Below are 13,156 nucleotides of genomic sequence, written 5' to 3'. Positions count from 1 at the left end.
TCTTGCCTTCGGCCTTGAGGGCGGCGAGGGTCTGATACACCTCATGCGCTTGCAAGACGTTGAGGTCGTTGCCATCGGAATGCACCAGCACTACATCAATCTGCTCGGTCTCCAGGCGCTTAAGGCTGCGCTCCACGGAAAACCGCGTATGAGCGGCTGAAAAGTCATGGTGCGACAGGCCATTGGCAAACTCTTCGCCGACCTTACTGACGATTACCCAGGCATCGCGCTGGCCGCGCAGTAATGGGCCCAGGCGCTCTTCACTGCGGCCGTAGGCGGGCGCGGTGTCGATCAGGTTGATGCCCAGGTCGCGGGCCAGGTCGAGCAGCAAGCGCGCTTCATGATCGTCCGGAATCTGAAAGCCGTTGGGGTATTTCACCCCTTGGTCACGGCCCAGTTTGACCGTACCCAGGCCCAGCGGCGAAACCATGATGCCGGTGCTGCCCAGCGGGCGATGCAGGTCGTGCAGGGTTTTCTGGCTCATGGCAGCAGGGTGTCCCAGGCGGTGGCGGCAATGGCCGGGCGTGGCAACTCTGGCAGAGCGGGGTAGTGGCCGGGCTGAATAGCATCGCGCTTTAAGGCTGCCAGTACGCGGTCGGCGAAATCCGGGGCAAGGGCCAGTTTGGTCGGCCAACCCACCAACAGGCGTTTGTGCTCGGCGAGAAAGGCGTTGTCTGGGCGCACCAGGCCGCTTTGTGCAGGTTCGGCACGGTCGATGCGCAAGGTGGCCCAATGCGCTTGGCTGAAATCCACCCAGGGCAGCAGGTTGCTCATTTCTTTCTGCGCGGCGGCGATTTGCGCTTGGCCGTCACGGGCGACGCCCTCGGCTTCGGCCAGGTCGCCGCCCAGGTACCACAGCCATTGGCCATCGGCAGTCGGGTGGCTGGTGACAGTGACCCGTGGTTTTGGGCCGCCGCCCAGGCAGTGGGCGTATAGAGGCTTAAGCGTTGGGCCTTTGACCATCACCATATGCAGCGGGCGGCGTTGCATCAGCGGTTGGCTTTGGCCAAGGGCGGTGAGCAGCGCGGCGTTACCAGCACCGGCGCTCAGCACTACCCGCTGGGCGCGGATTTCGCGGCCATCAACCGTCAGGCCGGCCAGCTCGCCATTGTCGAGCAGCGGCTCGATGGTTGTGCCGCTAAGTAGGCTGTCGCCTGCGAGTTCAGCCAGGCGCGCGATCAGGCTGGGTACGTCGAGCACCAGCTCGTTAAGGCGGTAAACCTTGCCTTTGAATTTCGGGTCTTGCAGCGCCGGCGGCAGGTCGCTGCCTTTGACTTGGTCGACGCGGGTACGCACGGCCTTGCTGGCGAAAAAGCTGGTGAGGTTGCCGGCCAGTGTGCCAGGCGACCACAGGTAATGGGCTTGGGACAGCACGCGGGCGCCGCGTAAATCCAACTCGCCGCTGCCATCTAGCGCCTGGCGCCAGCGCCGCGGCATATCGGCGATGGCTTCCGACGCGCCGGTGAGGGCGCCATGCAGCGCGTATTTAGCACCGCCGTGGATAATGCCTTGGGACTTCACACTTTGCCCGCCACCTAACGTGGCGCTTTCCACCAGCAAGGTGGAAAAGCCCTGCTGGCGCAAGCGCGCATTCAGCCACAGGCCGGCGATACCGCCGCCGACAATCACAACGTCAGTGCAAAGCGCTTGGGACATGGGGCCGCGTGCCTCGGTGAAAAATAAGGCGGGCAGTATAACCCTCACATGCGCTGCGAACTGCTCTTCGTAAGGTGTGCTGTGCGCACCAATGCGAGGTCTCCCGGCAGATCGCTAGGGGCGCGCAGCACACCCTACTGTTAATGCCCGGTTGTACTGGAGAACAGCTGAATCACCACCACACCCGCGACAATCATCGCCATGCCCAGCATCGCTGGCAGATCGAGCTTTTGGTCGTAGATAAAGGTCGCCGCAATACTCACCAACACAATCCCCAGGCCCGCCCACACCGCATAGGCCACGCCGACAGGAATGCTGCGCACCACCAAGGTCAGCATCCAGAAGGAAATGGCGTAGCCGACAATCACCAGCACCAGCGGCAAGGGTTTGTTAAAGCCGTCGATGGCTTTCATCGAGGTGGTAGCAATGACTTCAGAGGCGATGGCAATGCCCAAGAACAGGTAACCGGACATAAGAGGTGCTCCTACTTAAAAAACGCGTGTGCTGATAGGTTGGCGATTCTAAGCGCTGCTGCGATGGGATAAAGTCATTACCCATCTGAATAAAAGATAGGTTGCTGCGATGCAATGGAACCTTGAACAGCTCCGCCTCTTTGTCAGCGTGGCCGAAAGCCAGTCGTTTTCGGCTGTGGCGCGGCGCTTGAACCGGGCGCAATCGGCGGTGAGCAATGCCATTGCCCTGCTTGAGGCCGATTTGGGCATGTTGCTGTTTGATCGCAGCAGCGGCCGCCAGCCCCGGCTAACCGAGGCCGGCTCGGTGTTGTTGGAGGACGCCCGGGAAATTCTGCGCCAATGCGAGCGTCTGGAAGGCCGGGCCATGGGCTTGGTACGGGGCGAAGAGGCCTGTTTGCGTTTGGCTCAGGATGAGGCCATGCCGTTTCAGCCGGTGCTTGATAGCCTCGAATCGCTGTCCCGGCAATTTCCGCGTCTGGAGGTACAGCTGGCCAGCGGCGCCCAGGGCGATGTGGCGCGCAAGCTGGTGGAGCGCCGCGCCGATCTGGGCTTGCTGTTTCACCACGAAGATATGCCTCGCGCATTGGAACGCCAGCGCTTGGGCACCATTGAGATGGTCACCGTGTGCGGCGCCGGGCATGCCTTGGCCGGCGCCCAGTATGTCGACCGCCATACGCTTGCCCAGCACCGCCAACTGCTTATGGCACCGCAAGAGCGGCATTACCCCGGCGGCGAACCGATAAGCCCGGCGGTGTGGCGTGCCGACAGCTTTTATGTGATGGCCGAACTGGTGATGCGTAACCTCGGCTGGGCTTGGTTGCCACGGCATGTGGCGCAGTACCCCACCTACCTCAACCAACTGCTGGAGTTGCGCAGCGACTGGGCGCCGCCGCCCTTGGTGGTGGAGTTAGTATGCCGCCGCGACGAAGCCCTGGGCCCGGCGGCCATGTGGTTGGCCGAGAGTTTTGCCAAGCACCTGCAGGCAATTGGTTAAGCCAGAGCTTCAACAACAAGACGAACCCAGTAAACTGCGGCCCATGAATCGAACCCTCTATACCCTGCTGTTTCACCTCGGCCTGCCGCTGATTGCGCTGCGCCTGTTTTTACGTGCACGTAAAGCGCCGGCCTATGGTCAACGCATCGGCGAGCGCTTTGCCTTTAGCTTGCCGCCGTTGCAGCCAGGCGGCATTTGGGTGCATGCCGTATCGGTGGGTGAGAGCATTGCCGCCGCGCCGATGATTCGCGCATTGCGGGCACGTTATCCACAGCTGCCGATCACCGTTACCTGCATGACCCCAACCGGTTCTGAGCGCATTCAGGCGCTGTTTGCCGGCGACGCGCTGATTCAGCACTGCTATTTGCCTTACGACCTGCCGTGGGCCGCCGCGCGTTTTCTCAACCGCGTGCAGCCAGAGCTGGCGGTGATTATGGAGACCGAGTTGTGGCCAAACCATATCCACCAATGTGCGCGGCGCGGCATTCCGGTGGCGTTGGCTAATGGACGTTTGTCCGCGCGTTCGGCCCGTGGTTATGGTCGTTTCGCCAAGCTGACGGCGCCGATGTTGGCGGAAATGAGTTTGCTGGCGGTGCAGACCGAGGCTGAGGCCGAGCGCTTCCGTAGCCTTGGCGCGCGGCCTGACTGTGTGAAGGTCACCGGCTCGATCAAATTTGACCTGACTATCGACCCCGAACTTTTGCAGCGCGCAGCGACCTTGCGTAGTGACTGGCATGCCGCCGCGCGGCCGGTGTGGATTGCTGCCAGCACCCATGCAGGCGAAGACGACATTATCCTGGCGGCCCATCAGCAGTTGTTGGCCCGTCATCCGGATGCCCTGTTGATCCTGGTGCCGCGCCATCCGGAGCGGTTTAACAGCGTGTTTGAGCTGTGCAGCAAGGCCGGGCTGAACACTGTGCGCCGCTCCACGGCGGCGCCAGTCAGCGCTGCCACGCACGTGCTGTTGGGCGACACCATGGGCGAGCTGCTGTTTCTCTATGCCTTGGCCGATGTCGCCTTGGTCGGCGGCAGTCTGGTGGCCAATGGTGGGCACAACCTGCTTGAGCCCGCCGCGCTGGGCAAACCGGTGCTAAGCGGGCCGCACCTGTTTAACTTCCTCGATATTGCTGCGCAGCTACGTGAGGCCGGGGCATTACGGGAAGTGGCCGATGTTGAGCAGTTGGCGGGCGCAGTGAGTGAGCTTTGGCAGCAGCCACAACACGCCGAGCAGATGCGCGCGGCCGGGTTGGCCGTTATGCAACGTAACCAAGGCGCGTTGCAGCGTTTGCTGCAAGGCTTGGCGCAGTTTCTGCCGTAGGTTGTGGCGAATCCGCTGCTATAAAAAACCGCTCAATCGAGCGGTTTTTCATAGCAGGTTAGAAGCGGAACACTTCCGTTTGTTGGCGCACGGGTGCCGCTTTGGGGATTTGCGGCGGTTCTGGGGTTTTCGCCGGTGTCGGAGCTGCCGCTGGTTTACGGCTCTCTTCGGCAATCGGCTGTTCCGATAACGGCTTGATCGCCACCGCCAACTGCTCAGCCAAGCGCTGCAAAATCACGCTCTGGGCGCGAATCTGATCGGCCGAACCCCCTTGATGGGGTTCCTCGATATGAATCAGACGGCTATCACGCAGCTGCCCGCGGCGGTCGAGTAAGCGCCATTGGGCATCAAGCACGGCCGGTTGCAGTGGGCCGGAGTCCATCCGGCTGATGGTCAGTTGCACCTGCACATCCGGGATAAAACCGGCGGCGCCAGGGGCCATGACCAGGCGTTGGGTGTCCAGGCGCGAGGCCAGTTGGCGCAGCAGCACCTGGTCGATATCGGCGCCCAGGGTGCCAGCCCAACGGGCTTGGGTGGCAGGGGTCAGGCTGCCGTCTTGCTGGCGCTGGAGCAGGGTTTGTTGTTGCAGGTAGTCGGCGATGGACACCGGCCCCAGCAGTACCGCCACACCTTTATTGGCGACCGGCATTTTCGGGTTACCGCTGTCCAGTTGGTACAGGGTCACCGGGGGCTGCGCGACGCAACCAACCATGCTGAGCAGGCTGGTCAAGAGCAGCAGCGAGGGAATTCGCAACGAAATCATTTAGTCATCCAGGCAGCGGCGCGTGGCCGCTTGTAGTCCAAACACTGGGTCGAGGCTGGCTATCATCCTTTAAAGTGCCTACCGACTCCAGCCTTGCAGAGGTTACGGCGTACTTTGAAAGCGCTTTTTAGAGCGCTCAAAGCCCGCCGATTGGCCCGAACTGGTAGCGAACAGCGCGTATCAAGCGGTAATACGCGCTGTGCGTGCAGCCTTAGCCCTCTACCAGCAGACCATCCACACGCTGGAAGCCGCGTGGCAGTTTGTTGCCGCGCCGGCCACGTTCGCCTTTGTAGTGTTCCAAGTCATCGGCTTTCAGCGACAGGGTGCGTTTACCCGCTTGCAGCACCAGGGTCGCGCCGGCAGGCAACACCGCCAGACCGGTGACGAACTCTTCGCGGCTGGCCACCCGATCACCCGGCACGCCGATAATCTTATTGCCCTTACCTTTGCCCAGTTGCGGCAAGTCGCTGACCTTGAACAACAGCAGGCGACCTTCAGTGGTCACCGCCGCCAGCCAGTCTTCTTCACGGTTGGCCACAGGCTGCGGCAGCAGCACTTTGGCACCCGCAGGCAGGCTGAGCAGGGCTTTACCGGCTTTGTTCTTGGCTTGCAGGTCTTCACCTTTCACCACAAAGCCGTAGCCAGCGTCGGAGGCGATTACAAACAGCGCATCGTCGTCCGGCAGCAGCACGCACTCAAAGTTGGCGCCCGGCGGTGGCGTCAGGCGCCCGGTCAGCGGTTCGCCCTGACCACGGGCCGACGGCAGCGAGTGCGCCGCCAGCGAGTAGCTGCGCCCGGTGGAGTCGATAAACACCGCGTATTGGTTCGAACGGCCCGGCGCTGAGGCTTTGAATTCGTCGCCGGCTTTGTAGGAGAGCCCGGTGGCGTCGATATCGTGGCCCTTGGCGCAGCGCACCCAGCCTTTTTCCGAGACCACCACCGTGACCGGTTCGGTGGGCATCAGCTCGGTTTCCGACAGCGCTTTGGCTTCGGCGCGCGCCACGATCGGCGAGCGGCGGTCGTCGCCATAGGTTTCGGCATCGGCAATCAGCTCGCTGCGTACCAGTTTACGCAGTTTGCTTTCGCTGCCCAGCAGGGCTTGCAGCTTGGCTTGTTCCTTGGCGAGCTCTTCTTGCTCACCGCGGATTTTCATCTCTTCCAGGCGCGCCAATTGACGCAGACGGGTGTCGAGAATGTAGTCAGCCTGAATGTCGGTTAGGGCAAAACGCTCCATCAATACCGACTTCGGATGCTCCTCGGTGCGGATGATATGGATCACTTCATCCAGGTTGAGGAAGGCAATCAGCAAACCGTCCAACAGGTGCAGGCGACGCTCGACTTTATCCAGCCGGAATTGCAGGCGACGACGCACGGTACCGATGCGGAACACCAGCCATTCGCTGAGCAACTCGCGCAGGTTTTTCACCTGCGGTTTGCCGTCCAGGCCAATGATGTTGATGTTGACCCGGTAGCTGGACTCCAGCTCGGTGGTGGCGAACAAATGCGCCATCAGCTCGTCGGCATCCACGCGGTTGGAGCGCGGAATAATCACGATACGGCAGGGGTGCTCGTGGTCCGACTCATCACGCAGGTCAGCGACCATCGGCAGTTTTTTCGCCTGCATTTGCCCGGCGATCTGCTCCAGCACTTTGGCGCCGGACACTTGGTGCGGCAGGGCGGTGACGACGATATCGCCATCTTCCACGCGGTACACCGCGCGCATGCGCACCGAGCCTTTGCCTGTTTCGTAGATTTTCAGCAGGTCGCTGCGCGGGGTGATGACTTCGGCTTCGGTCGGATAATCCGGGCCGAGCACGTGTTCGCACAGTTGCTCGACGGTGGCGTTCGGCTCATCGAGCAAACGCACGCAAGCGGTGGCTACTTCCCGCAGGTTATGCGGCGGTACGTCGGTGGCCATGCCCACGGCGATACCGGTGGTGCCGTTGAGCAGCAGGTTGGGCAGGCGCGCCGGCAGCACAGCGGGCTCATCCAGGGTGCCGTCGAAGTTCGGTACCCAGTCGGCGGTGCCTTGGCCCAGCTCGGTCAGCAGCACTTCCGAGTAACGCGACAGGCGCGCCTCGGTGTAACGCATGGCGGCGAAAGATTTCGGATCGTCCGGCGCACCCCAGTTGCCCTGGCCATCGACCAAGGTGTAGCGGTAGCTAAAGGGCTGGGCCATCAGCACCATGGCTTCGTAGCAGGCCGAGTCGCCGTGGGGGTGGAACTTACCGAGCACGTCACCGACGGTACGCGCCGATTTTTTGTGCTTGGAGTCCGCGTCCAGGCCCAGTTCGCTCATGGCGTAAACGATGCGTCGTTGCACCGGCTTCAGGCCGTCGCCGATATGCGGCAAGGCACGGTCCATGATCACGTACATGGAATAGTTGAGGTAGGCCTGCTCGGTGAAGTCGGCCAGGGAGCGTCGCTCCACGCCGTCCAGGCTCAGGTCTAGAGAGTCGCTCATGCGTGCCTCATTGCGTAGTTTTTCATGGCGTAATCGTCTGGCGCAGCACCAAGGTGCCGTCGCGCTGGGTGAATTCCAGTTGTTTGAGTGCGCTCATGCCGAGCAGCACTTCCTCGCCATGCATACCGGGCACCACCAGGGCGCGCACGTTATGCAAGACGATTTCGCCCACTTGCAGGCTGTCGATCTGGGTACGGTAGCCGGTGCTCATGCCATTGGCGGTGCTCAGGGTGACCGGCGCACCGCTTTTCAGCTTGAGGCTGTCGGCCAGCTCGGCCGGTACCGCCACATCGGTGGCGCCGGTGTCGAGCATAAACAGCACGCTGGTGCCGTTGATGGCCCCGGTGGACATAAAGTGGCCCTGGCCATTCCCGGCCAACCGTACCTCAATAAAACCGTCGCCATGGGAGGAGGTCGGCACTTGATTGGGGTTGTGCTTTTTCTCTTCCCATTGGCCAAAAAAATGCGTGGCCAACAGCAGGCCGGCGCCCCAGAAGAGCACCCACATCACGCGCCCGGCGCGGCGGCCGGCGCTTTGCTCGCTCACGGCTTGGCGCTCCAGCCGGCAGCCGGTGCGGCGAAGCGCCAAACGATCGGGCGGTCTTCGCCATCGCCACGGGCCTTATTGCCGTTGTCGACGCCGATCCACGCGCCTTTCTCGTCGATGGTCAGTGCCTCGGCCATGCCCCAAGGCTCGTTGTATTTGCGCGCATCGGTCAGTGCTTCGGCGGCAAATGACCAGCACTGTTCGGCCTCACCGGTGTCGGCGGCGCGGCGGCAAATGCGGTGGCTCAGACGCTCCAAGGTGTAGAGATGGTTCTTGTACAAGGCTATGTCGGAGAAGTCTTTGGGCATGGGTTTGCTGCCCATCTGCGGCGGCGGCAGTTCATCGCCGCCTTCGCTCATCAGCACGCAGCCGCCGGCGCATTTCCAACTGCCATTGGTTTTGTGCAACACCAACAGGCCTCGGCGCTCACGCTCGGCCGCCAGCCACAGGCGCTCGGCCTTGGCATCAATGGCCAGGCCTTCAAACAGCGCATTGAAGTTCAGCAACATGCCGCGGGCGCGGGCCTGGCGCACCAAACTGGGCGGCAGGTTCAGCCATTCACCCGTGCCGGCGGGCGGAATCATCAGCACCGCAGACGCAGCCTCGCTGACCAAGTAACGATTGCCCTTGGCGTCGCAACTGATGCCTTCGAAATCCAGTGAGCCGCCGCGCACCAGGCTGGAAAACCAATTGCGCACGCGCACGCCCCACGGTAGCGGGCTGTCGGGCGGTGGCGGGGCCTGAAACACTTCCACGTCGGCGTTGAGCAGTGCGCCATTGGCAGTGAGTCGGTAGAGGCGGTCATCGTCGCGGTCAGACACGGTAAACAGCGCATCGCCACACCAGGCCAGGCCGGAGAGGTTGCCCGTCGGCATCCCTTCCACCGCCTGTTCGCTCAGCAGTTTCAGCTCTTCAAACGGCGGTTGTGGCGCCGGCGCCAGTTCTTCCACGGCGCTGTCCATGGCAATCACCGGCTGCGGTTTGCTCGGCGTGGCAGCCGCCGCCCCGGCAGACGTCAGGGCTAAAACGGGCGCAGCTATCAGCAGCAGAGCTGCGAACAGCTGGCGCATCAGGTCAAGACCTCAGCCAGGTCGCCTTTGGACTCCAGCCAGGTTTTGCGGTCGCCTGCGCGTTTTTTCGCCAGCAGCATATCCATCAGCTCCTGGGTCATGTCGAAGTCTTCCAGGGTCAACTGCACCAGGCGGCGGGTGTTGGGGTCCATGGTGGTTTCGCGCAGTTGCGGCGGGTTCATTTCACCCAGGCCTTTAAAGCGCGTGACCTGTGGCTTGCCGCGTTTCTTCTCGGCAACCAAACGGTCGAGAATGCCATCGCGCTCGCCTTCATCCAAGGCGTAGAAAATTTCTTTGCCCAAGTCGATGCGGTACAGCGGCGGCATGGCGACGTAGACGTGGCCGGCATCCACCAGCGGGCGGAAATGGCGCACGAACAGGGCGCACAGCAGGGTGGCGATGTGCAGACCGTCGGAGTCGGCGTCGGCGAGGATGCAGATTTTGCCGTAGCGCAATTGGCTAAGGTCGGCAGCGCCTGGGTCAACGCCAATAGCTACGGCGATGTTGTGCACTTCCTGGCTGGCCAGCACTTCGCCGCCGTCAACTTCCCAGGTATTCAAGATCTTGCCGCGCAGGGGCAGGATGGCCTGGAATTCTTTGTCGCGGGCTTGCTTGGCGGAACCGCCAGCGGAGTCACCTTCCACCAGAAACAGCTCGGAGCGCATCGGGTCTTGCCCGGCGCAGTCGGCCAACTTGCCGGGCAAGGCCGGGCCTTGGGTGATGCGTTTGCGTTCGACTTTCTTACCGGCTTTCAGGCGGCGGCCGGCGTTGCTGATGGCCAGTTCGGCCAGTTGCAAGCCGAGTTCCGGGTGTTGGTTCAGCCACAGACTAAAGGCGTCTTTTACTACGCCGGAAACAAAGGCCGACGCCTCGCGGGACGACAGACGCTCTTTGGTCTGCCCGGAGAACTGCGGCTCCTGCATTTTCATCGACAGCACAAAGGCGATGCGCTCCCACACGTCTTCCGGCGCCAGCTTGACGCCGCGCGGCAGCAGGCTGCGGAATTCGCAGAACTCGCGCATGGCATCCAGCAGGCCCTGACGCAGGCCGTTCACATGGGTGCCGCCTTGCGCGGTGGGGATCAGATTGACGTAGCTTTCCTGCACGCTTTCGCCGCCTTCGGGCAGCCACAGCAAGGCCCAGTCCACAGCTTCTTTATTACCGGCCAGGCTGCCGCAGAACGGCTCGTTGGGCAGACGCTCAACCTCGGCGACCGAGTCGGCCAGGTAGGAGCGCAGGCCGTCTTCGTAGTACCACTCGATTTTTTCGCCGCTGGCTTTGTCTTCAAAACTGACGGAAAGGCCTGGGCACAGAACCGCCTTGGCTTTGAGTACGTGCTTGAGGCGGCTGACAGAGAATTTGTGCGAGTCGAAATACTTGGCGTCTGGCCAGAAGTGCACGCTGGTGCCGGTGTTGCGCTTGCCGACCGTGCCAATCACTTCCAGGTCGCTGGCTTTGTAGCCGTCGGCGAAGGTCATGCGGTATTCGTTGCCGTCGCGTTTAACCCGCACTTCCACACTGGTGGACAGGGCGTTAACCACGGAAATACCCACACCGTGCAGGCCGCCGGAGAACTGGTAGTTCTTGTTGGAGAACTTACCGCCGGCGTGCAGCTTGGTCAGGATCAGCTCAACGCCGGGCACTCCTTCTTCGGGGTGGATATCCACCGGCATACCGCGGCCGTCGTCGCACACTTCCAGGGAGTTGTCTTCATGCAGAATCACCTGCACCGCTTTGGCGTGGCCAGCCAGGGCTTCGTCGACGCTGTTGTCGATGACTTCCTGGGCCAGGTGGTTTGGACGGCTGGTGTCGGTGTACATACCCGGGCGCTTGCGCACCGGATCGAGGCCGGAGAGGACTTCGATGGCGTCTGCGTTGTAAGAGCTAGAACCTTGCTGGGCCATGGGGTCTCGTCTGTCAGTCGTTAAAGGGTGGAAAAATCGAAATCGCGCCACTCGCTGGAGGCAAACCCGGCAAAGGCCAACAGCGCCGGCAAACGCTCGGCAAACCCCTGAAAACCATGGTCGCCGCCGGCCTGGATACGCAGCGCGCAGCCGCGGTAGAAGCTCTGCGCATGGCGATAATCAAGGGTTTCATCGGCGGTCTGCAACCACACCTGAAAACGCGCGGGGTCGGCTGGGGCCGGCACTTCCAACTCGCTCAAGGCGGCGACGTGATCCAAGGTCAGTTCCCAGGTTTCGCCGGTGTAATGGTTTTGCTGCGTGCCCAAGTGGCCGGCAAATAACCGATGCGGATTGACCGCCGGGTTGATCACCAGCGCCTGCAAACCATGGCGTTCGGCCAAGTGGGTCGCATAGTAGCCGCCAAGGGAGCTGCCGACCAGCACTGGGCGGCCGAGCTCGGCGATGGCTTCTTCCAACTGGGCAATGGCCTGGCGCGGGTGGTGATGCAGGGCCGGCACACGCAGTTGCGCGCTCCAGCCCAGTTGCTGAAACACATTGCTCAGCTGGCTGGCTTTCTGCGACAGCGGCGAGCTGTTAAGGCCGTGGATATAAAGAAGGGTGGGCAGCACGCGGGCGACTCCATAAACCGTAGCGGCGCACTTTATCAAAGATGATGGAGGCGGATGTCTGGTTAATAACCCTTGATGGTGTAATCGACCACAAAGTGAATACCAGTCACCCGCGATACCCCGGTCTCCAGGCGCCCATCATCGTGCAGACGCAGCCAGCGATAGCCGGGCGCAGTATCGTCGACCTGAAATTCTTCGCTGCCCGGCGCAAATTGCACGCAGGTGGAGGGCGAGGCGAGCAGGCGCACGCCGTTGCGCATCTGGTCGAATTCCTGGTGGATATGCCCCCAAAGCACCGCGCGCACTTGCGGGAAACGATCCAACACGGCGAACAGTTCATCCGGGTTGCGCAGGCCGATGGGCTCCATCCAGCGGCAACCAATGGACACCGGGTGATGGTGGAAACACACCAGGTGGTGGCGGTCCGGCGCTTCGCTAAGGGCGTTTACCAGCAGGTTGAGCTGCGCTTCTTCGAGGTAACCGGGAACGGCGCCGGGAATTGAAGAGTCGAGCACGGTGATGCGCCAATTGCCCAAGTCCACCACTGGCTCCAACAGGTCGCTGCCGACGCAGGCTTGCTGCATGGGAGGCAGTTCATCGTGGTTACCGGGAAACCAGCGAGCGGCGCCGGGCAGCGCAGCGGTCATGTCGCGAAAGCGATTGTAGGATTCAACCGTGCCATCTTGGGAAAGGTCGCCAGTGGCGAGCATCAAGTCGATGTGCGGCTGTTCCAGCTGTACCCGTTCAATGACCTTTTCCAGGCTATCGCGGGTATCCATGCCCAACAGCTTGCCGTCCGCTTCTGCAAATAGGTGGCTATCGGACAACTGCACCAGCAGCACCGACGAATCAGCAGAGGGAATGGACGAGCTCGGCACTGCCGTCTCCTTGGGCGGTTTGTGAGAATTATGGTTGTTTAGCGCGGCGCGGGTAAAGCTGAGATGTGGACGTAGGTCACACTTAGAGCGCTGATCAGAGCTGTTCCTACCTGACTGGCTCCAGTTCATGGCCACATGCCAGACAATGACTGAGCCATTCACCAAGGAAAAGGTTCAACTGGGTTTTCTCGTCCGGCTGGTGCATGGCGGCGTTGGGGTAGGGGTAAATGCTGCGAAAACGCCGGGCGTTTTCCGCGCTCACCACTTCGGCCATGCGTGCATCGTGGTACACCCGCACTTCCAGTTGCGGCACCGGTAGCCAGGGCAGGCTGTGTTCTTGGCGCACTTTCAGGGTGGTGGTGTAGGGGCACGCTTCGAGCACATCCAGCGCCAGTACGCCGAGCAAACGCTCGCCCTGACTCAACGCCACGCGCCGCGAACCGCGCTCATCGCGCATGGC

Annotated in this window: 13 protein-coding genes; 2 read left to right on the top strand and 11 right to left on the bottom strand. The window is 62.0% G+C overall.

Translation table 11 applies throughout. The annotated features are described in order from the left end of the window. The 3 genes from AAAB16_RS14750 to AAAB16_RS14740 all read right to left on the bottom strand — a co-directional run. The coding region (locus AAAB16_RS14750) for an aldo/keto reductase (protein ID WP_340663992.1) at positions 1-484 on the bottom strand (484 nt) is incomplete at its 3' end. Then, the gene (locus AAAB16_RS14745) at positions 481-1,656 is read right to left on the bottom strand and encodes an FAD-dependent oxidoreductase (protein ID WP_340663991.1); all 1,176 of its coding nucleotides are present in this window, start codon (positions 1,654-1,656) and stop codon (positions 481-483) included. The genes AAAB16_RS14745 and AAAB16_RS14750, both read right to left, overlap by 4 nt. Before the next feature lie 140 nt (positions 1,657-1,796). Next, positions 1,797-2,129 carry a multidrug efflux SMR transporter gene (locus AAAB16_RS14740; RefSeq protein ID WP_340663990.1) on the bottom strand — a complete coding sequence of 111 codons (333 nt, stop codon included), beginning with the start codon at positions 2,127-2,129 and terminating at the stop codon, positions 1,797-1,799. A gap of 109 nt (positions 2,130-2,238) precedes the next feature. Between AAAB16_RS14740 and AAAB16_RS14735 the strand changes: the two genes are divergently transcribed. Next, positions 2,239-3,123, top strand: coding sequence for a LysR family transcriptional regulator (locus tag AAAB16_RS14735; RefSeq protein WP_340663989.1), 885 nt, complete (start codon positions 2,239-2,241; stop codon positions 3,121-3,123). Positions 3,124-3,166: 43 nt separating this feature from the next. Beyond that, the gene (gene waaA / locus AAAB16_RS14730) at positions 3,167-4,441 is read left to right on the top strand and encodes a lipid IV(A) 3-deoxy-D-manno-octulosonic acid transferase (RefSeq protein WP_340663988.1); all 1,275 of its coding nucleotides are present in this window, start codon (positions 3,167-3,169) and stop codon (positions 4,439-4,441) included. A gap of 58 nt (positions 4,442-4,499) precedes the next feature. On the opposite strand, the gene AAAB16_RS14725 is transcribed toward waaA, so the two are convergent. The 8 genes from AAAB16_RS14725 to AAAB16_RS14690 all read right to left on the bottom strand — a co-directional run. Beyond that, positions 4,500-5,204, bottom strand: coding sequence for an ABC-type transport auxiliary lipoprotein family protein (locus AAAB16_RS14725; protein WP_340663987.1), 705 nt, complete (start codon positions 5,202-5,204; stop codon positions 4,500-4,502). 211 nt (positions 5,205-5,415) lie between these two features. Continuing rightward, entirely contained in the window at positions 5,416-7,668 is a 2,253-nt protein-coding gene (parC, locus tag AAAB16_RS14720; RefSeq protein ID WP_340663986.1) for a DNA topoisomerase IV subunit A, read from the bottom strand. A gap of 22 nt (positions 7,669-7,690) precedes the next feature. Continuing rightward, entirely contained in the window at positions 7,691-8,215 is a 525-nt protein-coding gene (locus AAAB16_RS14715; RefSeq protein ID WP_340663985.1) for a TIGR02281 family clan AA aspartic protease, read from the bottom strand. Continuing rightward, on the bottom strand, positions 8,212-9,177 hold the full coding sequence (locus AAAB16_RS14710; RefSeq protein WP_340663993.1) for an esterase-like activity of phytase family protein: 966 nt from the start codon (positions 9,175-9,177) through the stop codon (positions 8,212-8,214). Before AAAB16_RS14710 ends, AAAB16_RS14715 begins: the two co-directional genes overlap by 4 nt. Before the next feature lie 107 nt (positions 9,178-9,284). Further along, complete coding sequence (parE, locus tag AAAB16_RS14705) at positions 9,285-11,189, bottom strand: DNA topoisomerase IV subunit B (protein WP_340663984.1); 1,905 nt, start codon at positions 11,187-11,189, stop codon at positions 9,285-9,287. A gap of 20 nt (positions 11,190-11,209) precedes the next feature. Next, a complete protein-coding gene (locus AAAB16_RS14700; protein ID WP_340663983.1) occupies positions 11,210-11,818 on the bottom strand; it encodes a YqiA/YcfP family alpha/beta fold hydrolase in 609 nt (202 codons plus the stop codon). 62 nt (positions 11,819-11,880) lie between these two features. Then, complete coding sequence (gene cpdA, locus AAAB16_RS14695) at positions 11,881-12,696, bottom strand: 3',5'-cyclic-AMP phosphodiesterase (protein ID WP_340663982.1); 816 nt, start codon at positions 12,694-12,696, stop codon at positions 11,881-11,883. Positions 12,697-12,802: 106 nt separating this feature from the next. Beyond that, positions 12,803-13,156 (bottom strand): DUF1249 domain-containing protein (locus AAAB16_RS14690; protein ID WP_340663981.1); only part of this gene is annotated, 354 nt, incomplete at its 5' end.

It is taken from the genome of Pseudomonas sp. (genome assembly GCF_037994325.1).
Classification (GTDB): Bacteria; Pseudomonadota; Gammaproteobacteria; order Pseudomonadales; family Pseudomonadaceae; genus Aquipseudomonas.
Note: the sequence above shows the minus strand (reverse complement) of the source record. Positions and strands in the feature narration are given on the sequence as shown.

Coding starts and splice junctions, on each gene's coding strand:
- parE (WP_340663984.1), bottom strand. CDS start 11,189: ATGGCCCAGCAAGGTTCTAGCTCTTACAACGCAGACGCCATCGAAGTC.
- AAAB16_RS14735 (WP_340663989.1), top strand. CDS start 2,239: ATGCAATGGAACCTTGAACAGCTCCGCCTCTTTGTCAGCGTGGCCGAA.
- AAAB16_RS14740 (WP_340663990.1), bottom strand. CDS start 2,129: ATGTCCGGTTACCTGTTCTTGGGCATTGCCATCGCCTCTGAAGTCATT.
- AAAB16_RS14710 (WP_340663993.1), bottom strand. CDS start 9,177: ATGGACAGCGCCGTGGAAGAACTGGCGCCGGCGCCACAACCGCCGTTT.
- AAAB16_RS14725 (WP_340663987.1), bottom strand. CDS start 5,204: ATGATTTCGTTGCGAATTCCCTCGCTGCTGCTCTTGACCAGCCTGCTC.
- parC (WP_340663986.1), bottom strand. CDS start 7,668: ATGAGCGACTCTCTAGACCTGAGCCTGGACGGCGTGGAGCGACGCTCC.
- waaA (WP_340663988.1), top strand. CDS start 3,167: ATGAATCGAACCCTCTATACCCTGCTGTTTCACCTCGGCCTGCCGCTG.
- AAAB16_RS14745 (WP_340663991.1), bottom strand. CDS start 1,656: ATGTCCCAAGCGCTTTGCACTGACGTTGTGATTGTCGGCGGCGGTATC.